At 41.5% G+C, this 23,866-nt stretch carries 21 protein-coding genes; 7 read left to right on the top strand and 14 right to left on the bottom strand.

Translation table 11 applies throughout. The annotated features are described in order from the left end of the window. The first annotated feature begins 381 nt into the window (after positions 1-381). On the top strand, positions 382-807 hold the full coding sequence (locus tag QZ574_RS15265; RefSeq protein ID WP_297091065.1) for a hypothetical protein: 426 nt from the start codon (positions 382-384) through the stop codon (positions 805-807). Here the strand turns inward: QZ574_RS15265 and kynU are convergent, their stop codons facing one another. The 4 genes from kynU to QZ574_RS15245 all read right to left on the bottom strand — a co-directional run bounded on the left by kynU (position 808) and on the right by QZ574_RS15245 (position 4,593). Next, positions 808-2,088 carry a kynureninase gene (kynU, locus tag QZ574_RS15260; RefSeq protein WP_297091064.1) on the bottom strand — a complete coding sequence of 427 codons (1,281 nt, stop codon included), beginning with the start codon at positions 2,086-2,088 and terminating at the stop codon, positions 808-810. It abuts the gene before it with no gap. After that, on the bottom strand, positions 2,088-2,819 hold the full coding sequence (locus QZ574_RS15255) for an SGNH/GDSL hydrolase family protein (RefSeq protein ID WP_297091063.1): 732 nt from the start codon (positions 2,817-2,819) through the stop codon (positions 2,088-2,090). The genes kynU and QZ574_RS15255 overlap by 1 nt, the downstream gene beginning before the upstream one ends. 114 nt (positions 2,820-2,933) lie before the next feature. After that, positions 2,934-4,163, bottom strand: coding sequence for a [FeFe] hydrogenase H-cluster maturation GTPase HydF (gene hydF / locus QZ574_RS15250; protein ID WP_297091061.1), 1,230 nt, complete (start codon positions 4,161-4,163; stop codon positions 2,934-2,936). A 109-nt stretch (positions 4,164-4,272) separates the two neighbouring features. Further along, a complete protein-coding gene (locus QZ574_RS15245; RefSeq protein WP_297091060.1) occupies positions 4,273-4,593 on the bottom strand; it encodes a hypothetical protein in 321 nt (106 codons plus the stop codon). A 213-nt stretch (positions 4,594-4,806) separates the two neighbouring features. Here QZ574_RS15245 and QZ574_RS15240 point away from each other — a divergent pair, with 213 nt between their 5' ends. Further along, the gene (locus QZ574_RS15240) at positions 4,807-6,072 is read left to right on the top strand and encodes a HAMP domain-containing sensor histidine kinase (protein ID WP_297091058.1); all 1,266 of its coding nucleotides are present in this window, start codon (positions 4,807-4,809) and stop codon (positions 6,070-6,072) included. 2 nt (positions 6,073-6,074) lie between these two features. Then, a complete protein-coding gene (locus tag QZ574_RS15235) occupies positions 6,075-6,767 on the top strand; it encodes a response regulator transcription factor (RefSeq protein WP_297091056.1) in 693 nt (230 codons plus the stop codon). Between the two features lie 60 nt (positions 6,768-6,827). Here the strand turns inward: QZ574_RS15235 and QZ574_RS15230 are convergent, their stop codons facing one another. The 4 genes from QZ574_RS15230 to QZ574_RS15215 form a co-directional block, all read right to left on the bottom strand. Further along, positions 6,828-7,130 (bottom strand): hypothetical protein, encoded by a 303-nt coding sequence (locus QZ574_RS15230; protein ID WP_297091054.1) that lies wholly within the window; start codon positions 7,128-7,130, stop codon positions 6,828-6,830. A gap of 188 nt (positions 7,131-7,318) precedes the next feature. Then, positions 7,319-8,713 carry an aspartate ammonia-lyase gene (locus QZ574_RS15225; RefSeq protein WP_297091052.1) on the bottom strand — a complete coding sequence of 465 codons (1,395 nt, stop codon included), beginning with the start codon at positions 8,711-8,713 and terminating at the stop codon, positions 7,319-7,321. A gap of 69 nt (positions 8,714-8,782) precedes the next feature. Continuing rightward, positions 8,783-10,174: a [FeFe] hydrogenase H-cluster radical SAM maturase HydG gene (hydG, locus tag QZ574_RS15220; protein ID WP_297091049.1), complete on the bottom strand. Its 1,392-nt coding sequence runs from the start codon at positions 10,172-10,174 to the stop codon at positions 8,783-8,785. 30 nt (positions 10,175-10,204) lie between these two features. Then, on the bottom strand, positions 10,205-10,450 hold the full coding sequence (locus QZ574_RS15215) for a TM1266 family iron-only hydrogenase system putative regulator (RefSeq protein ID WP_297091047.1): 246 nt from the start codon (positions 10,448-10,450) through the stop codon (positions 10,205-10,207). A gap of 338 nt (positions 10,451-10,788) precedes the next feature. Here QZ574_RS15215 and hydE point away from each other — a divergent pair, with 338 nt between their 5' ends. Next, entirely contained in the window at positions 10,789-11,856 is a 1,068-nt protein-coding gene (hydE, locus tag QZ574_RS15210; protein WP_297091045.1) for a [FeFe] hydrogenase H-cluster radical SAM maturase HydE, read from the top strand. A gap of 158 nt (positions 11,857-12,014) precedes the next feature. Here the strand turns inward: hydE and QZ574_RS15205 are convergent, their stop codons facing one another. The 3 genes from QZ574_RS15205 to QZ574_RS15195 form a co-directional block, all read right to left on the bottom strand. Further along, the gene (locus QZ574_RS15205; RefSeq protein ID WP_297091043.1) at positions 12,015-13,613 is read right to left on the bottom strand and encodes a SulP family inorganic anion transporter; all 1,599 of its coding nucleotides are present in this window, start codon (positions 13,611-13,613) and stop codon (positions 12,015-12,017) included. Between the two features lie 598 nt (positions 13,614-14,211). After that, a complete protein-coding gene (locus tag QZ574_RS15200; RefSeq protein WP_297091040.1) occupies positions 14,212-15,690 on the bottom strand; it encodes an alpha-L-fucosidase in 1,479 nt (492 codons plus the stop codon). A 40-nt stretch (positions 15,691-15,730) separates the two neighbouring features. Next, complete coding sequence (locus tag QZ574_RS15195) at positions 15,731-16,354, bottom strand: copper homeostasis protein CutC (protein ID WP_297091038.1); 624 nt, start codon at positions 16,352-16,354, stop codon at positions 15,731-15,733. Between the two features lie 155 nt (positions 16,355-16,509). On the opposite strand from QZ574_RS15195, the gene miaA reads away from it, so the two are divergent. After that, on the top strand, positions 16,510-17,427 hold the full coding sequence (gene miaA / locus QZ574_RS15190; protein WP_297091037.1) for a tRNA (adenosine(37)-N6)-dimethylallyltransferase MiaA: 918 nt from the start codon (positions 16,510-16,512) through the stop codon (positions 17,425-17,427). Positions 17,428-17,462: 35 nt separating this feature from the next. Further along, positions 17,463-17,642: a hypothetical protein gene (locus QZ574_RS15185; RefSeq protein WP_297091035.1), complete on the top strand. Its 180-nt coding sequence runs from the start codon at positions 17,463-17,465 to the stop codon at positions 17,640-17,642. A gap of 2 nt (positions 17,643-17,644) precedes the next feature. On the opposite strand, the gene QZ574_RS15180 is transcribed toward QZ574_RS15185, so the two are convergent. The 3 genes from QZ574_RS15180 to QZ574_RS15170 all read right to left on the bottom strand — a co-directional run bounded on the left by QZ574_RS15180 (position 17,645) and on the right by QZ574_RS15170 (position 22,913). Next, the gene (locus tag QZ574_RS15180) at positions 17,645-19,567 is read right to left on the bottom strand and encodes an ATP-binding protein (protein WP_297091033.1); all 1,923 of its coding nucleotides are present in this window, start codon (positions 19,565-19,567) and stop codon (positions 17,645-17,647) included. A gap of 271 nt (positions 19,568-19,838) precedes the next feature. Then, positions 19,839-21,977: a glycoside hydrolase family 97 protein gene (locus QZ574_RS15175; protein WP_297091031.1), complete on the bottom strand. Its 2,139-nt coding sequence runs from the start codon at positions 21,975-21,977 to the stop codon at positions 19,839-19,841. A gap of 204 nt (positions 21,978-22,181) precedes the next feature. Then, complete coding sequence (locus tag QZ574_RS15170; protein WP_297091029.1) at positions 22,182-22,913, bottom strand: acyl-ACP thioesterase domain-containing protein; 732 nt, start codon at positions 22,911-22,913, stop codon at positions 22,182-22,184. A 126-nt stretch (positions 22,914-23,039) separates the two neighbouring features. Here QZ574_RS15170 and map point away from each other — a divergent pair, with 126 nt between their 5' ends. Further along, complete coding sequence (map, locus tag QZ574_RS15165) at positions 23,040-23,819, top strand: type I methionyl aminopeptidase (RefSeq protein WP_297091027.1); 780 nt, start codon at positions 23,040-23,042, stop codon at positions 23,817-23,819. The last annotated feature ends 47 nt before the right edge of the window (positions 23,820-23,866 follow it).

Raw genomic sequence — 23,866 nt, 5'->3', positions numbered from 1 at the left:
TCCCGTAATTAAAATTAAAGCCTGTTACTTATGCGCAAGCTTCTACCTTGTTTTTAACAACTGCTTCAAAAGTTAATAACCACTCGTGTTTTGTGTGTAAAGGAAGTTTTGGGGCTGGCAGAAAGGAGAAAAACCAAGGCTATGCACGGTAAGTTGTTGATAAGTAGCGTTGTGATGGTTTAATATTCCGATATGTATTGCATAAACTTGCAGTACCCTTATTTTTTATCATTATACATTATTGAATGTGGGGGGTGGCTTGTAGAGGCTACCCTTTTTCTTTTTCAGAACAATAAATCGAGGTTTATAGCAAAAGAAAGTAATGGGTTTAATTAAACTTTTAAACCGCTGTTGGGTCATATCAGAAGTTACTGTTGCGCAATGAAACAAAAAACTGCTTATTTAAAACTTCTTGCCTGGTTAAAATCTCCTGCAGTATTTGGCCGCAAAATACAGTTATTACCCGGCAAATGGGAGTTGTACGAATATTATGTAGATGTTGACAACGAATTACTACATTTTGAATTGGAGTATTTAAAAGCGAACAACATCCTTTTTGTTATTTCTTTTTTAGAAAACCGCGAATTTATAGTTGCCGGAAACCCTCCGGTAAAACTTTTTCAGCCCTTTAGTGAAGGAAAATGGAGTGTAGCACGAAATTATATAAGTTGTATCCACCCAAAGGATTTTAGGAATAATATTGAGTTTCAGTTTGCTTTTGAGAAGGGTAACTTAAAGCTACTAAAAAAAGATGCGATGGGGAAGATTGAGTTTTTCGGATTTTTTCGTTTAGTAAAACAGCCTTAATCAGGTTACCGTTAGTCGCTGGCTCGTAAATTGGCGATACTCCTTTTTTTCCACAATCTCCTGCAGTCGTTGCACTGTTTCCCATAATTCAGAATAGGTGGTGTATAGTGGCGTAAATCCAAAACGGATATTATCCGGATCACGAAAATCGGGAATAATTTTGAGCGTTGTGGTTTTGGGATGAATTAAGGCCTGACAAATCCGGTAGGCCTCGGGGTGTTTTAATGCAATATGCGATCCGCGGCAGGAAGCCCCGATTGGAGATCCGAGTTGAAAGCCATAAGCTTTAAGTTTTGATTTAACCAGCGAAAGAAAATAACCGGACAGACCGATACTTTTTTTGTGAATGTTTTTTATCCCCGCTTCAATAAGTAGATCCAGACCGGTTTCAATAGCCATTAAGTTTAATACCGGAGGAGTACCGGTTAAAAACCTGCAGATACCTTTTGCCGGCCGGTAGTTCAGGTCGAAATCAAAAGGCCGGGCATCGCCAAACCAGCCTTGCACCGGCGACAGGAATTGTTCCTGCAGGTCTGAACGAAGGTATAAGAAAGCCGGTGAGCCCGGACCGCCGTTTAGGTATTTGTATGTGCAGCCAACGGCCATATCGGCATAACTCTCATTAAGTTCAATTTCTACCGCTCCTGCAGCATGACTGAGGTCCCATAGCACCAACGCTCCCATCCGGTGGGCATAATCGCTTATTTCTTTTAGGTTGTACATAAAGGCACTTTTAAAAGCAACCAGTGAAAGCACTACCAATGCCGTGTTTTTTGTGATTTTAGACTTAAGCTCGTCCATATTAATTGATATGCCGTTGTTTGAACGGGCAAGATCCAGGCTGTATTCCGGGCCAAATTCATTAACCAGGCCCTGCAAAATATAAAGGTCGGTAGGAAAATTAAGCTCGTCGCTAACAACAGTAGTTTTTCCTTTTTGGTGTTTTAATGCAGCAAATGCCAGCTTGTATAAATTAATTGATGTGCTGTCGGAGACAATAACTTCGCCCGGCGAGGCTCCAATTATTGTTGCAATTTTATCCCCCAATACAGCCGACTTATGGTACCAGTTTTTATTCCAGCTCTCAATTAAATCTGTTCCCCATTGTTTTTCAACTACTTCAGAAAGTAAGCTTTTGGTTGCTAACGGAAGGCGCCCGAGCGAGTTCCCGTCAAGATATATGGTTTGTTCGGAATCAATAAAAAAGCGTTTTCTGAATGCTTTTAATGGGTCTTCGTTGTCTAATCTTTCAGCGTCGTTTTTATCCGGGTTTGTTGTCATTATTTTTGTTTTTCGAGTATTGCTTTGGCTTCAGGAAGTATTTTTTCAACCCAACGCCGGTACATTTCTGCTGAGGGGTGCAGTCCATCGGATGCCACTAAAGTTTGGTCGTTTTTTGCTTCGCGCGATATGCCGGTAATATTTACATACCGTGCATTAAGCCTTTGAGTTTCTTGCTGGTTAATGGAATTAAACTCGTCAATTTCTTTGGCAATCTGATCGGGATTGCGCGTTTCTCCAAAGGGAGTAACACCATAATCCGGTATCGAAATTACAATTACATTTTTAGCATCGTAGCCGGCCAGAGCAATGGCGGTTTGTAAAAGCTCTTTAAATTGAGTGCGGTATTCATCAGCGCTTCTTCCACGGTATTGGTTGTTTACGCCAATTAGCAAAGTAACCACGTTATAGGCGTTTTTGAGTGTTTCGCTTTTAATGGCATTAGCTAATTCATCGGTAGTCCAGCCGGTTTGTGCTATTATTTTTACCGGTTGAATTGCAAACCCTTCATTTTTTAATTGTTCTTCCAATTGTACCGGGAATCTTTCATTTTGGGCAACGCTCTCGCCAATGGTATAAGAGTCGCCCAGCGCCAGGTAATAGATTTCGGTGTTCCCGGGTTCCTGGTTATTTTCAGGTATTTCGTTCTGTAAAATCATATTTTCAGGGCTCTCTTTATCGGTGCACGACAGGCCTGCTACTATTAAAAATATAAAAACTATCCGGTTCATATTATTTCCTTTTTAAACCACAACAACTTAACTAATTGTTAGGTTTTAAAATAAGTATCGAACAGCAATTGTCTGCTTTGTTTTAAGTTGTTTTTTTGCCCGAAAGCTAAAGGATTATAATTCAATTCCATTTTTGTAAATTTCCAATGCGGCCGGGAAGGGTTGCAGTGCCCGTTCAAAAATGCCCAGCGAATAGGCAATGGTGAGTCCGTAGTTGGTAAGAGGTACGCCGGCTTGCCTGGCTTTCATAATCCGGCTAAGCATTTCGCGTCGGTTCCACATGCAGGCACCGCAATGAATAATCAGTTTGTATTCTGATAGATTTGGAGGAAAATCGTGACCACGCGTGCTTTCAATTTGCAGTTTGCCGCCAACATACTGTGTCAGCCAGCGAGGTATTTTTACCGTGCCAATATCTTCACCGATAGGGTGGTGCGAACAAGCTTCGGCGATCAATACTTTGTCTCCGGTTTTTAGTTGGTCGATAGCCATTGCGCCCCGTACCATTTCGTTTAAATCGCCCTGAAAGCGTGCAAATAAAATGGAAAACGAGGTTAGTGGGATATCAGCAGGCGTGTCGGCCGCTACTTTTAAAAAAGCCTGCGAGTCTGTCACCACCAGCTTGGGCGGTTTGTTCAAACACGAAAGTGCTTCACGTAATTCACGTTCTTTAACAACCATACAAAAGGCATCGTTATCGAGCAAGTCGCGAATGCTCTGTACTTGTGGTAAAATCAATCTGCCTTTTGGTGCTTCTTTATCGATAGGAACCACCAGCACAGCGGCTTCGCCGGGGCCAACCAAATCAGCCAGGATGCTGGGGCGGTTAATAAAATCTGCCGGTGCCGATTTTAACAGCAACTGTCGCAACCCGGCAATTCCTGTTTGTTCTGTTGCCGAAGTTTGCGTAAGTTTTATCTTTTTTCCATCGAGTGCGGTAATCAGTTCAAAATCTTCCGGGTATAAATCGCTCTTGTTAAAAACAACAAGAAATGGAATTTCACGCTGGTTAAATTCGTCCACCAGCGATTCTTCGTATTCGCCCCATTCTGAAAAGTTGGAAACGATAATCCCCAGATCGGTGCGATCAAAAACGGCAAGTGTTTTGGCAATTCGTTTTTTACCCAGCGCGCCAACATCATCAATACCGGCCGTGTCGATAAAAAGAACCGGTCCAAGCGGAAGCAGTTCCATTGGTTTCTCAACCGGATCGGTAGTGGTTCCGGCAACTTCCGAAACAATAGAAACATCTTGCTGGGTAAGCGCATTCAAAATGCTTGATTTGCCTGCATTCCTGCGGCCAAAAATTCCAATATGTAAACGAAACGATTTTGGTGATCTCATACAACTGTTTTTTCGCGACTGAAAGTACAAATTCAATCCTTCACTCGCAATCGGAAAACAAAAAAAAGGGTGCGCGTGCACCCTTTTGGAAACTATTAAAAGTTGTTTTTTACTTTTTTTCTCCGCAGCAGCTTTTTTTCTCCGCAGCAGCTTTTTCGCCACCACAGGTTTTGCCCGAAGCTGCACAGCTCTTCTTTTGTGCATCAGTACAACCTGTTGTCTTTTTTTCGGCTGTTTTTGAACTGCAGCATTCTTTTTTCTCTGTTTTTTTCTTTTTGTCTTTTTCCTCTTCAACACTAGCCATTATGTTGTCATCGTCGGCAACAACTGTAACATCTGCTTTTTGTGCGTTTACAACAACTGCAGAAGTGTTAGCCATTGTTAAGCCATAAACGAATACAAGTGCAAAAACAATAAGGATCTTTTTCATAATTTTTATTTTTTAGTTGATGATTGAAACACAAATATATGGTTTCGTTTGCTATAAAAGCGTTAACACGAGGTTAATGTAAATTCAGGAAAACAGGTTTGTAATTTTAATAGTTATTTTTGAAATTCGATACAGCGGTTAAACATTTGATTCCGAAGTGGGTTTGGATGATAAACAATCGTTTTAAAAAGAAGAGAGAAGGAAAACAGACAAGTGAAAACGGGATTCAGAAAATATACGTTTGTGTTGGCATTGTTTATTATTTTGGCACTGCTGGCAACACAAATAAAATGGATTATCTATTCCATTCGTTTTCAGGACAAGGTGTTTGAAAAAAGCGTTGAGCTGGCCTTAAGCGAAACAATGACTACATTAACCGCTGATAAACCCTTTTGCAACATGGTAAAAGCCTGTGTTGATTGTGATACCGCCAGGCTAAAAACCCAACTTACCACCGCAGGCGTTTGGGAAAAAATTCACGATGCAATTGAGGCAGAACTTCGCTCGTACGATATCGACCTGGAATACGAGATGTATATTCTTGAAAATAAATCTGAAGAACTAATAACCTTACAAAAAGAATTTGATAACGGCCTGTATTACTCGCGTTGTATGGGCGGTATTTTGGGACATGCGGGATACCAACTGGTGGTGGAATTCCCTTCGCGAACCCGGTTCTTTTTTGCTAAAGCCGGCCTTATGTTTTTAGGTTCTGTTGTGCTAATTTTCCTGTTAATTGTGAGTCTTTACAATATTTTTAGAATTTACAACAGGGAAATACGAATTGCACAACACACTAAAGAACTGCTCAATAATGTTAGTCACGAGTTTAAAACCCCGCTTTCGTCGATAGCGCTGGCGTCAAACATGATTAGGAAAAGGCGCTACGGAACTAACGAGCAAAAGCTTGAAAACTATGCAGAACTGATATTTAAAGAGAACCGAAAACTTCAAAACCTGGTGGAAAGTTTGTTGCGATTAGAAGCTGTTGAACGGAATGCTTTCGACTATTCTAAAGAAGACGTGGCAATAAGTGACGTGATACAGGAAGCAATCTCAAGCTGCGAAATGTTGCTGGATGAGAAACAAGGCAGTATTTTGTATCAGCCAAATCCTGACGAATTGTATGTTTGTGTTGATCGCCTGCATTTTATAAACGTATTTGTAAATTTGCTTTCCAATGCCATAAAATACTCGAAAAACGAACCACAGATAAAAATCGAAACCATTAAGCAAAACGATAAGCTTAGAATTGAGGTGACCGATAATGGAATTGGAATACCTCTGAAGTTTCAGAAGTATATTTTTAATAAATACTACCGGGTACCAACAGGTGATGTGCACAACACAAAAGGATTTGGCATTGGATTGGCTTACGTTAAACAAATTGTTGAAGCTCATAACGGAACAATTTCTGTTGAAAGCGAGACAGAAAATGGAACCACTTTTATTATTCAACTGCCTGAAATTAAAAAGTAGCTATGGATGAAAAGAAACTGAATATAATTTTAGTAGAAGACGACACCAACCTTGGTTACTTACTTGAAGATTTTTTATTAAGCCGTGGAGTACAAGTTACCTTATACCGCGATGGCGAAGAAGGACTTGAAGGATTCAGGAAAAACGAAAGCTTTAATTTTTGCATTTTTGATGTGATGCTTCCAAAACTGGATGGTTTTTCGCTGGCGGAAAAAGTAAAAGCCATACAGCCTAAAATTCCTATTGTTTTTCTGACTGCCCGGGCCATGAAAGAGGATAAAATGAAAGGTTACACTATTGGCGCCGATGATTATATTACCAAACCTTTTGATGAAGATGAGCTGTGGTGTAAAATTGTTGCCATAAGTAATCGTAGTGATTTCGTTCAGGCAGAGCCGGATAATATTTATCAGGTGGGCGCTTATGAGTTTGATTTTGAAAATCAATCGTTAACCATAAACAATAAGGTGCGGCGCTTAACCATACGCGAGGCCGAGGTGTTGCGCATGCTTTGTAAAGCCAAAAATAATGTGATCAGACGCGAGCAGATATTAACCGCTATTTGGGGCGAAAACGATTATTTTGCGGGTAGGAGTCTGGATGTTTTTATATCGAAATTGAGAAAGTATTTTGCCGATGATTCATCAGTTTCGATTGAAAATGTGGTGAAAGTGGGTTACATTCTGAATTGTTAAACGCAAAAAAAGTCGTTCAATTTTATTGAACGACTTTCTTTATATTCAAATAAGTTTCCCTTATTTTTTTCCGTCACAAGATTTGCTGCAGTCGCTTTTCTTGGCTGATTTTTCACCGGCACATCCGTCTGCTTTTGCTTTGCTACCTGAGCAACCATCGGCTTTAGCCTTTGTTCCTGAACATCCTTCAGCTTTTGCTTCACCCTTTGCGGCTTTCTTGCTTTCCTTTTTTTCTTTTTCTACCTGATCAAAATCAGTAACAACTTGTACTGTTTCGTCTGCGGCAACTACAGTAGCTTCTGTCATTGCTAATGATACTCCGTAAACTGCTACAAACGCTAATAGAAATAATACTTTTTTCATGATTCACTTTTTTTAGTTATAAAATAATTCTTTGTCTCAATATTAATTTAGACTCAATATTAATAACTATTAAAAACATTTGCAAGCGAAAAAGAAGATAAATGTGTCTTAAAATATTTAAAGCACACTAAGAGGCAGATAAAGAGGAAGTTATCTGTGTGTTAATGCATTGTTAAAATTAGTGGGATTTAATGTCCCAGTCGGCAAACGGCTTCCGGAGTTATCAGCTGTTCAAATTCTTCTTCGTTTAAAAAGCCTGATTTTAAACTTGCCTCTTTAATGGATAATTCGTGTTGGCGAGCGATTTTTAAAATTTCATCGCACTTGTTGTACCCAATAGCAGGCATAAGAGCAGTAACCGTGGCGGTGGAGTTATTTACCTGAGCCCGACATTTTTTTTCATTGGCTGTTATTCCGGATACACACTTTTCGGTAAAAAGATTACAGGCCTCCTTTAACAGGTCGACAGATTCGAGTAAACTGTGTGCAATTAACGGAAGAAACTGGTTCAATTCCAGGTTGCCAGAGCTACTTGCCTGCGTAATTATTTGGTCGTTCCCCATTACTTTAATAGCTGCCTGGGCTACTGCTTCGGGTATTACGGGGTTAACTTTTCCGGGCATTATTGATGATCCGGCCTGAAGTTCAGGCAAATTAATCTCCCCGAAACCGGCATGCGGACCACTGGACATCAGCCGAAGGTCGTTGCTGATTTTTAATAAGTTTGATGCGCATGCTTTTAAAATTCCTGAAACTTCAACAAATACATCGGTGTTTAGGGTACCATCAACCAGGTTTTCGCTACGTGCCAGGCCAATATTTGTATTATCGCGCAGTTTGTCAAGCACCCTGAAAATAAATTGTTTTGGAGCTCCCAGTCCGGTTCCAATAGCTGTTCCTCCGAGGTTTACAACACGCAAACGTTCTTCGCATTTGTAAATCCGCCAGCGGTCGCGGTTAAAGGCTTCGGCATAGGCACCCATTTCGCGCCCCAATGTGGTTAATACAGCGTCCTGCAACTGGGTTCTGCCAATTTTTACGATAGGTGCAAATTCTTTTTCCTTTTGCTGAAACGCCTCTTGAAGCGCGAGTACATTTTGCTCCAACAGGCGTAACAAACGAATAGCTGCAACTTTTAAAGCTGTTGGGTAGGTGTCGTTAGTGCTTTGGTGAAGGTTAATATCGTTAAGTGGCGAAACCAAATTGTAATTACCGGGTTGTTGGTTAAGTAACAACAAAGCACGGTTGGCAAGTACCTCGTTAACATTCATGTTGGTTGACGTTCCGGCCCCTCCCTGCAAGGAATCTACCACAATATGTTCATTCAGCAGTCCCTGGCTCATTTCAAATGCAGCTTGCTCTATTGCTGCGCCTTTTTCTTTGTTTTTCCAAAAACCAAGTGCATTGTTGGTTTGTGCGCAGGCCAGTTTTACCTCGCCATAAGCTTTAACCAATTCCTGATGCACAGTTTGTTTCATGATTGGAAAATTTTCAATAGCACGGGCAGTGTGAATGCCCCACAGCGCGTCGGCAGGTAGTTGTTTTTGGCCAAGTAAGTCGTTTTCTGTTCTTAACTGTACCATAGTTTTTGCTTTGATTTGAAAAAAATATCTACCTCTATCTGTTTTGTTCGGTGCTTAAAAATTTGTTGTTTAACAGTAAACGTCGTCCCGACCCGCTTCAACGCGTTTTACCAGCTTCTCGGCGCGTTGCCTGGCAATACCGCTCATTCCGGCAATGGTATCGCGAATCAGCTTTTCTCCTATTTCTTTGGTTTCGGGTGCGGCATAGTTTTGCAGGTATTCTTTAAACGAGCTTAAGCCATTGGGAGCACAGTGCAAGCGGATATCGCCGGGCTTAGCCAGATCCATAAAATCCTGCCCTGTTCTTCCTAAACGGTAACAGGCTGTACAAAACGAAGGGATGTAGCCCATTGATGCCACATCACGAATAACTTCATCGAGTGGTCGGTGGTCGCCCAGGCTAAACTGACTTGAAATTTCGTCTTCTTCTTCGTACCCTCCCGGATTGGTTTTACTTCCTGCCGAAATCTGACTGACACCCAATGCAAATGTTTCGCGGCGCATTTTAGCCGTTTCGCGCGTCGACATAATTATGCCGGTATACGGAACTGCCAGTCGTAAAATGGCTACTATTTTTCTGAAATCGATATCGGAAACCGGAAATGGCGGATGCGACGCCAGATCGCTGTTGGTGGCTGGTTCCAGTCGCGGAACACTAATGGTATGCGGTCCAACACCAAATTTATCTTCCAGTTCGCGTATGTGTTGCATCATAGCTAATATTTCGAAACGGTAATCGAACAAGCCAAAAAGTACACCAATGCCAACGTCATCAATGCCCGCTTCCATGGCGCGGTGCAGCGACCATGCCCGCCAGTTGTAGTCGCGTTTTTTACCCCCAAGGTGAACTTTGTGGTAGGTTTCGTGGTGGTAGGTTTCCTGAAAAATCTGGTAGGTGCCAATTCCTTCAGCTTTTAGTTGCTTAAACTCATCGGTTGAAAGTGGTGCCACATTTACGTTTACCCGGCGTATTTCGCCGTGCTTGTTTTTAACACCGTAAATGGTTCGGATGGAGTCGAGAACATACTGAAAGCCTTGATTAGGGTACGATTCGCCGGCAACCAGTAAAACGCGTTTGTGTCCCTGGTTGATTAACACTTCAACTTCGCGGGCAATGTGCTCCTGCGAAAGTGCATGGCGGTCGATATCCTTGTTGGTAGCTCTGAATGCACAATAAAGGCACTCGTTGGCGCAGAGGTTTGATATGTATAAAGGCGCAAACAAAACCAGACGTTTGCCATAAATGGTTTCTTTAACCGTGTTGGCGGTAGTAAAAAGTTCGGCCAGCATTTCCGGGTCGCTAATGCATGTGAGCACAGCAACATCATCGGCATTCAGACCTTTCATTTCGGCTGCTTTTTGCAGTACTTCCTTAATTCGCGATGGCTCCGGGTTTTTGTTGGCTTCCAGTGCTTCCCAAATTTTTGCTTCGTTTATAAAATCGGCAGGAACATTGTACATATTTTGAGTTTTTAGATCAGTTGTTACTTTCTATTTTTTTGCAAGACCTGATTTTACAGAAACGCCCTGTATATTTCCCAGTTTTCCGGTTAACATTCCCAGTTCATCAGTAGTTGCATCAATAACCAGGGTAATTACCGAATAATTTTCTTTGGCATTGGGCAGTCCGGTTCTCGCCAAAACAAGTTCAGAAAACTGGCTCAACACCTCGTTAACCGCTCCCGATGATTGCTCCCGGTCCTCAATAATTATTCCTACAAATCCCAGTCGTCTCATATAAAAAAGTTAGCAGTTGAAAGTTGGAAAACAGAAATTCATTTCTGCCAAAAACATCAACTTAAGTTCTACAAATATATTTTGCGGGAAAATTGGAGATAAAGGAATAGAAAGACTTTTGCCTTCCTACTTGATTCTTTTGCCTTGTTCTCCCTAAAGTCAGCCGTGGCCTTCCCGCAGGATTGTGGTACAAAAATAGGTTTAATTTCAATAGCTTAACATGAGAAATGTTGCAAATGAGTATGTTGTTAAACTTAAGCATAAAACATGGAGTTCCTGAATTTTGTTATCTTGTTTAGCGACGGAAAAAACTATTTTTGCCGAAGAAATAACTGCGATTGAAGAAAGAAGAAATAATACAGCTGCTTAAAACCACCGGCGAAGAACGTACCGCTTTACTAAAACGGGCGCAGGAGGTGAAGGTAAAAGAAACCGGGAATAAAGTATATTTTCGGGGCTTAGTAGAGTTTTCGAATATTTGTGCGAAAGACTGTTTGTACTGCGGTATTCGGAAAGGAAACAACAAAGTTATTCGTTACGATGTGAGCGATGAGGAGATTCTGGAATCGTGCAGGTTTGCGTGGGAAAACCGTTTTGCATCAGTGGTATTGCAATCGGGTGAATTATCGTCACCGGCTTTTATTAAGCGGGTAGATGGTTTGCTGAAGAAGATTAAACAACTCTCGAACGGAGAGCTGGGCATAACACTTAGTTGTGGTGAACAAAGCGAGGATACCTACCGCCGTTGGTTCGGGAGTGGGGCACACCGTTATTTACTACGCATCGAGTCGTCGAATCGCGAATTGTACTATAAAATTCATCCTGAAAATGAAACGCATTCGTTTGAACGAAGAATTGAAGCACTTGGTAGTTTAAAAAACGCGGGCTACCAGGTGGGAACAGGAGTGATGATTGGCTTGCCTTTTCAAACGTATGAACACCTGGCTGACGACCTGCTTTTTTTTAAGAAGCTGGACATTGATATGTGCGGAATGGGTCCCTACATTGAGCATGAAGATACGCCCTTGTACCAATACCGGCATTTGCTGAAAACCAAACAGGAGCGTTTTGATTTAGCCCTGAATATGATTGCCGTTTTGCGCTTGCTAATGCCCGATATTAATATTGCGGCGGCTACAGCTTTGCAGGCCATCGACCCTGCCGGAAGGGAAAAAGCATTGGCTATTGGCGCCAATGTAATAATGCCCAATTTAACCCCAACGGCTTACCGCGAAGAGTATCAATTGTACGAGGATAAACCCTGTTTGGATGAAGATGCCGAGCTGTGCAGAAATTGCCTGGAGGCCCGAATACATATGGCGGGCTCGGAAATTGGTTTTGGCGAGTGGGGAGATTCAAAACATTTTTACAAACGCAATAAAAAGCAGCCTAAAACAAAAAGTTGAACATTGTTTATGGTTTCAGGCCGCTTTTAAAGCTAATCCGTAAAAGCTTTTTAATAAAGACAAAACTTTTTGTTTAGCGTTGCATTCAGAAAAAAAGACCCGTGCTCAAATTTTATAAACCAGAGCAAGGGTCTTTTTCTTTTTGCAGACAATCCTGTTTAACTGTTAAACGGAGTTTTTGTATTTTTTATAACCCGGTTATAATTATCAATAGCCACAAAGTAATTCGGATCTTCCAGCACATTTACATCGCAAATAGCTTCAGCTTTTTTCACCAGTTTTATGCAGTCGCGGCTAAGGTGGCGCAGGTGAAGCGTTTTCCCCGCTTTTTGGTAGCGTTCGGCCAGTTTATTTATGGCTTCAATTGCCGACTGGTCCATTATGCGCGATTCTTTAAAATCAACAATTACCTCGTTGGGGTCATTTTGCACATCAAATTTGCTCTGAAAAAGTGTTGTTGACCCAAAAAACAGCGGGCCAAAAATTTCGTAGTGTTTAATGCCGTGCTCGTCGGTTTTTTTGCGGGCACGAATACGTTTGGCATTCTCCCACGAAAACACGAGTGCCGAAACGATAACACCTGCCAACACTGCAATTGCAAGATCGAAAATAACCGTTAAGCCGGTAACCAGCACAATCACAATCAGGTCTGAAACCGGTATTTTATCGATGATTTTAAATGTACTCCAGGCAAAGGTCCCAATTACTACCATGAACATTACGCCAACCAAAGCAGCAATGGGTATCATTTCAATATAGCTTGAGGCAAACAAGATAAACATAAGCAGCATAATGGCTGCAAAAATGCCTGACAGGCGACCACGTCCACCCGATTTAATGTTGATGATACTTTGTCCAATCATGGCGCAACCACCCATTCCTCCAAAAAATCCGTTAACGATATTGGCCATACCTTGTGCGGCACATTCGCGGTTGCCGCTTCCCCTGGTTTCGGTTAATTCGTCAACCAGATTCAGGGTCATTAACGATTCGATTAAACCAACAGCTGCCAAAATCAGGGCATACGGAAAAATTAGTTCAAGCGTGTGAAGGTTAAACGGAATTAGCGGCACATTAAAAGTTGGCAAACCTGCTTTTATGCTATCGCCACCGCCGTTTTGAATAAAACTTTTAACCGTTTCTGTTTCAATATTTCCGAAGATAACAATGGCCGAAACAACCAAAATTCCTACCAGTGCAGCCGGAATGGCTTTACTTAATTTCGGCAGCACAATCATTATCACCATGGTTAAAGCCACCAGACCAAGCATGGTAAACAATGGAGCGCCGGTTAACCATTCGTCACCGGTTTTAAACATGCCTAACTGCGACAGGAAAATAACGATGGCTAGCCCGTTAACAAAGCCCATCATTACCGAGTGCGGCACCAGGCGGATAAACTTTCCTAATTTGAAAATACCAAAAAGCCCCTGAATGGTTCCTGCTAAAATTAAGGTGGCAAAAAGGTACTGCAGGCCTTGTCCGTCGCCCATAGCATTTCCCTTTTGCACCAGGCTAACCATAACAACGGCCATGGCACCGGTAGCTCCGGAAATCATTCCCGGGCGGCCACCAAAAATTGAGGTAATCAGCCCCATCATAAAGGCACCGTAAAGGCCAACAATGGGCGAAACCCCGGCCACAAAAGCAAAAGCTACTGCCTCCGGAACAAGGGCTAAGGATACGGTAAGACCAGAAAGTAGATCGTCTTTTATACTACCCTGCTTCTTATCTATAAATTTAAATTCAAATTTCATACAATGGATTGAAAACCGGAAAGGTGGAGACTCCAGCATTTCGCTGGAAAAGACAATTTTTATTGGTAATTGCCTTGAGTCTCATTCCGGAGGATTATTAATTAAAATTCAAAAAAAGATTATTCACTGCTCTGTTTTCAATTACAGCGCGCGAAAATAGGTCAATTTCCTATAAACATGTTGTAGAGCATATTGTTCGTGCAGATTGTTAATGTTGGGGTAAAGTGCCGGCGTTTTTTAGCGGCTTTTTATGTTGTGGTGTTGGTACCTTGTTAATTTCAGTGAATTATTTGTGAAAGGCCACCAGAAATAAGTTTGCCATATTGCATTTTTGCGCAAACCCCGGAGAAATGGAAAAAACCACGGCGGAATGAAGTATAACTATGGCGAAATGGAAAAAACTGCAGCGGAATGAGGTATAACGATGGCGGAACGGAAAAAACTACTGCGGGCTAGAAAAAACCAGGGCGAAATGCGACATAACCATGTATGATTGCATTTCGCCCCCGTTTTTTCCGTTTCGATGCAGTTTGTTTAAAACCTTCCGGGTTTCAAAAACCTTGAAGGCCTAACTCCGAAACATTCGAATAGAGGCAGGTTATTCTACCGCTGATATTTTTACTGCCCATGCCAATTGGCAAGGCAGGTTTTTGCGTAGGCCAGCCGGCACGAAAACTTTTACACCCTCGCCGGTATTTTGCCATTTTAAGTTGCCTTTTGCACCCAGCAGGCTAAGTTTGGCATTTTCAGCTGCTTTAACTCCTTTTACGGTAAACGATGCGGGTAAACCACTACCGTCTTCTTGCTCTAAATAAATGGCATAAACTGCTTTTGTATCTTTTTGCTGGCTGAGACAAATATTGTCGGTTTTATAAGGGGCTATAGCGCGGGTAGCATAAATGGCTTCGCTGTTTACATCAATCCATTCGCCCATTTCTTCCAGCAAGGCGTAGGCACCTTCAGGCCATTTGCCATCGGGGCCCGGGGCAATGTTGTACAGCAAGTTTCCGCCTTTGGCTACAATGTCAATCAGCATGTGTATGGCTTGTTTTGGGGTCATAAATTTTGCATCGGGTACCCACGACCAGCCACCTCCTGCAATAATACAGCTTTCCCAGGGGTAGGGCAATTGTGTTTCGGGCACCTTGTTTTCGGGTGTAAGGTAATTTTGGTTAGGGCCTTTAACTGCGCGGTCAACCACAATTAATCCGGGTTGTTTTTCGCGGGCTTTGGCTGCAATTTCGTCCATGCGGATGTCCTGGTTTACGGCACGCGATTTCGGAAACCCCGATTTCTCGTTTTCAGCCACGTGTTTGTAGTAGGCTTCCACTTGCTCGGGCGATTTTTTCGAAACCCAGCCACCGTCTAACCAAAGGATGTCTATTTTTCCGTAATCGCTCATTAATTCCATAATCTGGTTTTGGGTAAATTCCACAAATTTTTCCCATTGCTCCGGGTATAATGCCGGGTCGTAGTTTACGTTTCTGTCGAAAGGCGGGAATTTGGGGTCCCAGTAATAGGGGCTGTTCCAGTCGGGTTTCGAAAAATAGGCTCCAGCCCATAATCCTTCTTCGCGAAAAGCATCAAAAACTTCTTTGGTAATATTTGCTTTTGGATTTGCACTAAAAGGGCACTCGGTGCTGGTAACTTTGTAATCGGTATATTTCGAATCGAACATACAAAACCCATCGTGGTGTTTGGTGGTAAATACCACATATTTCATTCCGGCGCCGGCGGCTGCTTTAGCCCATCTGTCAGGATTAAAACCCGTTGGGTTGAATGATAATTTGAGGTTTTCGTATTCTTTTTTATAGGTAAAATAATCCTCCGGGTTGCTGCCTTTTTTTCGTTCACACCAGCCGTAATCTTCGGGGCAAATACTCCACGATTCAACAATTCCCCACTGGCTGTAACTGCCCCAGTGCATCAGCAGTCCAAATTTTAAATCCTGCCAATCTTCTAGTTTTTCCAAAACGGCTTCGTCGGTTTGCCACACATAGTCGGTAATTTCATGTTCTAACTGGGCATTTGCCATAAATGCCAGAAAAACGGGTATAAACAAAATTAATTTCTTCATTTTTAAAAATCCTAATAAGTTATATGTTGATGTTATCTTTTTACAGCAGTTCGCCAACAATTCGGCGTCCATGTAATTCGTTCGTTCCGGTGAGTTTCTGTATCTTGCTTACATTCGTGTCCAGTACTTTCCCCGCAACAAGCATGATTATTTTTCCTTCAGCTTCAGCGATCATTTGTCTGATGGTTTCCAGTCCTTTCAGGGCTGTTGGTTTCCCGCCCGATGTAAGTATTCGTTTTACATTCGGAATGGTTTTTAATACCCTTACGCCTTCAACGGGGTCATCCATTTCATCAATTGCTTTATGAAAGGTAACCGGAAGTGGCAGCGCATATTCTGCCAGCATGCGGGTGTTTTTGGCATCGATTTTATTGTCAGGCCTGAGCATACCCAAAACAACACCATGGGCGCCGGCATTTTTTGCCTTGTCAATCGCCTGCTTCATTTCGCTTATTTCATGCGGTGAATACACAAAGTTCCCTTTTCGGGGCCTCACCATAACCATTACCGGAATAGCAAGGAGCGAACATGCTTTTTGCAGGTCTCGCATTGTTGGTGTTAGTCCATCATTGGCCAGGTCGGAGCACAGCTCTACTCTATTGGCACCTTGTTCCTGCGCCCGCTTTGCTTCTTCAAACGATTCAACACAAGCTTCTTTTATCACTGTCTTCTTTTTTTTAGTCGCGAAAGGTTTCAAAATTAATTAAATTCTCAATTAATTTAATTAAATCGACAATAATTATTAAAATATTTAGAAAGTAAATTAAAAATGGTTAAGCCACTAATATTTCGTTAATTTGCACCTAAATATTTTATGTTTTGACCTACAATTTAGTAAGCATATTAGGGCCAACGGCCACCGGAAAAACAGGACTTGCTGCACATTTTGCAGCACAATACAATGGTGAAGTAATTTCAGCAGATTCGCGGCAGGTGTACCGCGGTATGGATTTAGGCACCGGCAAAGACCTGGAAGATTATTTTGTGAACGGCCGGGAAGTTCCTTCGCATTTGGTTGATATCGAAAATGCCGGAGAACACTACAATGTGTACCGCTTTCAAACCGATTTTATTGATGTTTTTAATGACATTGTGTCACGGAAGAAGTTTCCGGTATTGTGCGGAGGAAGTGGTTTGTACCTGGAGGCAGTGTTAAAGAATTACCGTTTAATTGAGGTGCCTCCGAATAAGAAATTACGCAAAGAGCTTGAAGGCAAAACGCTGGAAGAACTCACCGATATTTTGAAAAAGTTAAAACCCGATTTGCACAACGATACTGATGTGGAAACCGATCGAAGAGCCATTCGGGCAATTGAAATTGAAAAATATTATGCCGAAAATCCGATAGAAGATTCGGCTATGCCCGAAATTAGCAGCTTAAATGTTGGTATTGATTTTGACCGTGAGATGCGTCGCCAACGCATTACTACCCGCCTAAAACAGCGCCTTGATGAGGGGATGCTTGATGAGGTGCAAACCTTGCTCGACTCGGGTTTAAGCCCGGAGCAATTAATTTATTACGGACTTGAATACAAATTTCTTACCCTCCATTTAATTGGTGAATTGAGTTTTGATGAAATGTTCCGTAAGCTTGAGATTGCGATTCATCAGTTTGCCAAACGCCAGATGACCTGGTTTCGAGGAATGGAAAAGCGGGGAACAAAAATCCACTGGATAAACGGGCATTTGCCTATGGAAGAAAAGGTAGAGCAGATTAATGCATTATTAAAAATTTAAATGATCAGCAAATCAACTATTTAAACCCAGTAACTATGGCCAAATCAAATTGTGAAAACTGTAAAATGCGTGCCAAATACGATGCAAAACCAAAATCGTTTGCCGGAAGGTTTTGGAGGTGGCACATTAACTGGTGTCCGGGCTGGAAAGGATACATGAAGTCGTTGAGCGAAAACGAACGCAGGGTAATAAAAAAAGAATACCAATTAAAATAGATTTATTTTTTTCGGGTGAAAAATTGACTGATTTTATTTTGCAATTCATTTCTTTTGATGGGCTTTGCCAAATAATCATTACACCCTGCCTCAAGTGCCAGTTCTTTATCGCCGGATAGTGCAAAAGCTGTTTGGGCAATAATCGGGATGGTATTATTTAATTCCCGGATTCGGCGTGTTGCTTCAATTCCATCCATTTTTGGCATTTTTAAATCCATAAGTATCAATGCAATCTCGTCGTGTTTTTCGGTAAATAATTGCACGGCTTCATGGCCGTTCTTCGCATGTATTATCTCGTATTTCCTGGGGCTCAGAATTGACCTGATCAGGTTAAAGCTAACGGCATCGTCTTCTGCTACCAGTATTCTTATATTTTCCTGAGGTATAGCATTTGGGCTGTTTTTTAATTCTGGTCTTGTTACATTGGTTTGATGGTCACCAAAGACTAACGCTATTGTAAAAAAGAAGGTGGTGCCTTTGCCGGGTAACGATTTTAGGCGAATTTTGCCGCCCAGCGCTTCGGTATAGGCTTTTGCTATCGACAGTCCCAAACCGGTTCCTTCGTGCCCCCGGGTTAAGCTTAAATCAGCTTGTACAAAGCGGTCAAAAATAGCTTTTTGGCGATCAGCCGGAATACCTTGCCCGCTATCTTTTACATAAAACTCCAGAACATCATTTTGTGGAGTAACTCCTATTTCGATGCTTCCGTATTCGGTAAATTTAATAGCGTTATTTATCAGGTTCGTTAAAATCGATTCCAGTTTATTGCTGTCGGTCATTATTGTAGTATCGCCAAAGCCGTTTTTGAATTTAATAGCTAAGTATTTCAATTGTGCTTTCGGGGCAAAAAAATCGTTGAGATAACTAAAAGTATCGCCAATATTTACCGGTGCTATATTTTCCTGCAATTCCCCGGCTTCTATTTTTGAAATCTCAACTATATCATTAATGGTTTGGAGCAGTCGGTTTCCACTTTGCTTTACAATATCAAGGTATTGTTCACGTTCGTTCTGGCTTATCTGGGGGTCTGCAATCATATCCAAAAAACCGATGATACCATTCATTGGTGTTCGGATTTCATGACTCATATTTGCCAGAAATGCTGTTTTTAATCTGTCGCTCTCTTCGGCTTGTTCTTTTGCTACCAATAATTTCTCTTCAATGCTTTTCCGGTAGTCTATTTCCTGTTTAAGGGCTTTGTTATTGTTATTGAGAAGTTCGGTTCGTTCAGCAACTTTCTTTTCAAGGTTCTCATTTATATTTTTTATGCGTATTTGCTGCAACGATAAAAGCATACGCTGATAGAATTCTGTACGCGCAACTAGCTGATTATTATACAGTGCAATGGCAGCAATAAGGTTGGCTGAAATAAAAAATGTATTGCTAATAAGTTGATGTTCAATACTGAGGTGTTGTAATGACGCTGAGAAAAAAGGAGCAATGTTGTAACAAAATATAACCAATAACCCGGCAGAAATAGCAAACAAATAATGCAAATGAATAAAGAAGTAACCTGCAATAAATATCAGAAACAACCCGCCGTAATAATATAAATTCGATGGGTTTAGTAAGAGCATGATGGCAATGCCGCTACCTCCTACAATATACGCTAATAGTGTAAAACCTTGCCATATTTTCTTGAAGAGCTGAAAGTACGATACGGCCAGAACAAGAATCAGAAAAGGAATAACTACCAGATAACGTATGGTAAAAAATTCTTTAATAAACCGTTCAGAGGTGTATACATCTAAAACACCAAATAAGGCATAAAGTAAAATGGCAATAACAAAGGCCAGGCGAAACGAATAAATGGAATTATTGAAATACTCTTCCCGGTATTTCGATTCTGTCCTTTCATCATTGAAGAATAAAGACCAGCGATTTATGCCCAGTTCCTCAAAGCGTTTGTTTTTTCCTTTTGTCATTTAAAAAGAATGTGTTTATGAGTAAGTCCATAACTACCTCTTCTGATTAATCTAAATACGCTTGAATATACACAATTGTTCATTTATTGAAAAGAATCCTTATTTAATTTCAATTATGTTGTGCAAGAGCTTTTTCGCATTGGGGTTATTTTTGTGGTATTTTGTTGCCAAATTTTACAAAAAAAGGATTCCATCTTTTATACAGATAGAATCCTTTCTCATTGAAAAATTAAGTGTGTTGCCAGGTGTGCTTTATTCGTTTTCTCGGTTTCTACAACTTTTTAAGGCCTTTCAATTCAACTTTATCTTCCACAGGAACAAGACTGATTGCGTAACCACCACCGGGCACGCACGCCTGTTTTAACTGAGACTTGTTGGTTACCACATATTTTTTTATTTCATAGGCTTTCGGATTTGTTTCCCAATGGGCATCTTTAGCATCGGCATAAACGGTGGCAATGTATTTTTTATCCGTCAAAAGAAAATCAAAACTAATTTCAGACGTGCGTTCCTGGTCGTCGTTGGTGCGGCCGATAAACCAGTTTTCGCTGTTTTTAGCTTTACGTGCATAGGTGATAAAATCGCCGGGTTCGGCTTCCAAAACCAGACTTTTATCCCAATCAATAGCCACATCTTTAATAAACTGAAAGGCATCAAGGTGTTTCTTGTAGGTTTCAGGCAGGTCGGCAGCCATTTGTAGCGGGCTGTACATGGTTACATACAAGGCCAGCTGGCGTGCAATGGTTGTACGCACCTGTGAATTGTTATCCGGATTGTACGCACTTACCTTTGTTTCAAAAATACCCGGTGTGTAATCCATGGGGCCGCCCACAAGCCTGGTAAATGGCAGAATTGTGGTGTGGTCTACATTGTTTCCTCCAAAGGCTTCGTATTCAGTTCCGCGTGCCGATTCGTTTCCTATTAAATTTGGATAGGTTCTGCTCAAACCAGTTGGCCGAACCGCTTCGTGTGCATTCACCATTATTTTATAGTCGGCTGCTTTTTTAATAGCGTGCAGATAGTGGTTAACCATCCACTGTCCGTAGTGGTACTCGCCGCGCGGAATAATGTCGCCCACATAGCCGCTTTTTACCGAGTTGTAGTTATTCTCAGCCATAAACTGGTAGGCGGTATCCATATGGCGTTCGTAATTGCGCACCGAACCCGATGTTTCGTGGTGCATCATTAGTTTAACATTTTTGCTTTTGGCGTAATCGCGCAGCAGTTCAACATCAAAATCGGGGTAGGGGGTCACAAAATCAAAAACAAAGTCTTTCGATTTGCCAAACCAGTCTTCCCAGCCTTCGTTCCAGCCTTCAACCAAAACGGCATCAAAATCGTGTGCCGAGGCAAAATCAATGTAGTCTTTTACATGTTGGGTGTTAGCTGCATGCCGGCCGTTGGTCGTGGTTTGTGTAAAATCAGTTTCGCCCAGTTTTACGCTCAAAACCTCGTCGGTATAAGCCCACGAGCTTTTGCCTGTAATCATTTCCCACCAAACGCCAATGTATTTCACCGGTTTTATCCAGTCGGTTGTTTCGTATGCGCATGGTTCGTTTAGGTTAAGCGTTATGTTCGACAATAAAATGTCGCCGGCATTTTTGCTGGCAATAACGGTTCGCCAGGGAGTGGTGCATGGCGTTTGCATATACGCCATATTGCCTACCGCATCGGGAGTTAAAACCGATTTAAATACCATGTTCTTATCATCCAGTTCGAGATGCATGCACGAGTAGTCCTGCAAAGCGGCTTCGTGTAGGTTGATGTAGTAGCCATCATCGGTTTTCATCATTAACGCGGTTTGAACGGCTGTTGCCGAAATTGGCGTTTGCGACGCATTGGGAGTTACAGCTTTCTCCATCAGGCCTCTTATTTCCGAAAGTTTTGATGTAGTATAGTCGTACTCTTGCGTGTCGTAGTCTCCGGGAATCCACCAGGCTTTGTGGTCGCCGGCCATGGCAAACTCAGTGCATTCTTCTTTAACAACAAAATACACCAGGTTTTCCTGCTCCGGAAACTCGTAGCGAAAACCTAAACCATCATCAAAAACACGAAAACGCAGAAGGATTTTTATGTTGGTACTTTTTTGTTGCAGAGTAAGTGCCAGTTCGTTGTAATTATTTTTAATCTCGCTTTGCTCGCCCCAAACCGGTTTCCATGTATCGTTTACGCTTGATGTTTGTACATCGGTAATTGTAAATCCGTTCATTAACGATTGGTTATTGGCAAGTTCCAACCCAAGCTTACTTTGTTTAATAATGGCTTTTTCATTTAGATGTAGTTGGTAGGTCGGTGTTCCGTTGAGTAATTCAACCAATAATTTCATTTTGCCGTTGGGGGAACTCAGTTCGTGTGCCATAGCAAACAGGCTACTAATAGCCAGTGTAAAAATCAATAGTAATCTCTTCATCTTTTTTAAGTTTTTATTGCCCGTTTAAAGTTTTAAATAATCTTTAAATTATTGGCTTTTGTTAGTATAAGTAATTCTTATTAAGCAGCTAAAAATCAATGCAAACGTTTGAAATTGCCTGATTTTTTTTTGTTTAATCCGGCTTACTTATTCTTAAAAAGAAAAAGAGCGCTAATATGTTTATGTGGTGTTTGGTTGTAAACTCTATTGCCGCAGGCTCCAAACCAGTCGGGCACGTATTAAATCGGCTCCGTCGCTTTGGCGAACTACACTACAAATATGGTTATTTTTATCAATTATTTGCTTCTTAACCGCCAGCTGGTCGCTCGGAATACCTTCTTTCACAAAATTTACTTCAAATTCGGTCAATTCGTTTGTTTCATGAAAGTCAAAATCGTAACTGTCGATTATTCGTTCCAGGTAGCGTCCGCTGTTAAAATGTTGGTTTACATCAATTTCGTTAAACAAGGCCGGCGAGAATATGAGCTCTTCAGCGGATTTTGGTGGTCGTACTTTTCCCGCATTCTGGTTTAAAACCCGCTCGGTGTTCGATGGTATTTCGTAAAGATCTTCTAAACGAATAATACGTTTTGTTTGCTGGTCTAGTACCAACCAGCTGGTGGTGGCCTGAATGATACTTTCTCCTTTTTCGTCAATAAATTCGATATCGCGCAAAGCCAGCAGACCTTCAAGGCCAACGGGCCATGTTTCTACTGTAAATTTTTCTCCCCAGCTGGGGCGTCGTTTAATTTTCACCAGTAATCGCGAGAGCACCCAAAACTGCTTGTCTTTTTTCAAGTTGTCAAATCCAAAACCCAGTTGCTCGGCATGTTCCCAGGCAATGTCTTGTATTTGCCAAAAAAGAAAGGAGGTGGAGAGTTTTTTAAATCGGTTAACAAAGTATGATTTGGTGGATAATTGTTGTTTATATTTCATTTCTTGTTTTTGTGAAGGTGTTTTCATCTTGTGAAAAGAAAAGATGTAAACTTTTTTGCAAATTTATTGTTCGGTTTTTGAAAATCAACTACAAATGTTCAATTTTGCGGCAAATAAAAAAGCTTTATGGGAAAAATAATTATAAAAACTCCGGAACAGATAGAAGGCATCAGACAGAGTGCCAGACTGGCTGCCAAAACGCTGGACTTTGCCGAGCAATTTGTAAAAGAGGGAATGAACACGGAGTTTATCGACGATAAGGTAGAAGAATTTATTCGATCTCATGGAGCAATTCCTGCTACCAAAGGATACAATGGTTACCCAAAATCGAGTTGTATATCGCCCAATAATATTATTTGCCATGGCATTCCGTCGAAAGAAACCATTTTAAAACCCGGCGATATATTGAATATTGATATTACCACAATTTTGAATGGCTACTACGGCGATACCTCGCGAATGTTTACAGTGGGAGAGGTAAGCAAAGAAGCTGAAGAGCTGATTGACACCACCTGGCACTGCCTTGATTTAGGGATTGAACAGGTAAAACCCGGCAATCGCTTTGGGAATATTGGTTTTGTTATTCAGCGTTATGCAAAGGCAAGAGGATACAGTGTAGTTTACGAGTTTTGTGGCCATGGTGTGGGTATTGAATTTCATGAAGAGCCGCAGGTTGACCATGCCTCGCGCCGGAATACCGGACCAGAGATGAAACCCGGGATGATTTTTACTATTGAACCTATGATTAACCAGGGGAAAGCCAAAGCCGTTATCGATAAAAACGATGGCTGGACAGCCAGAACAATGGACAATAAACTGTCGGCACAGTTTGAACATACGGTTTTGATTACGCAAACAGGGTGCGAGGTTTTAACTGATATTCACAATGAGTATCCGGTAAGCTAAGCTCTTAAAAGGCAGGATTAATTCAATAAAAAACCGCCATTCTAATT

It is taken from the genome of uncultured Draconibacterium sp. (assembly GCF_913063105.1).
Lineage (GTDB): Bacteria > Bacteroidota > Bacteroidia > Bacteroidales > Prolixibacteraceae > Draconibacterium.
Note: the sequence above shows the minus strand (reverse complement) of the source record. Positions and strands in the feature narration are given on the sequence as shown.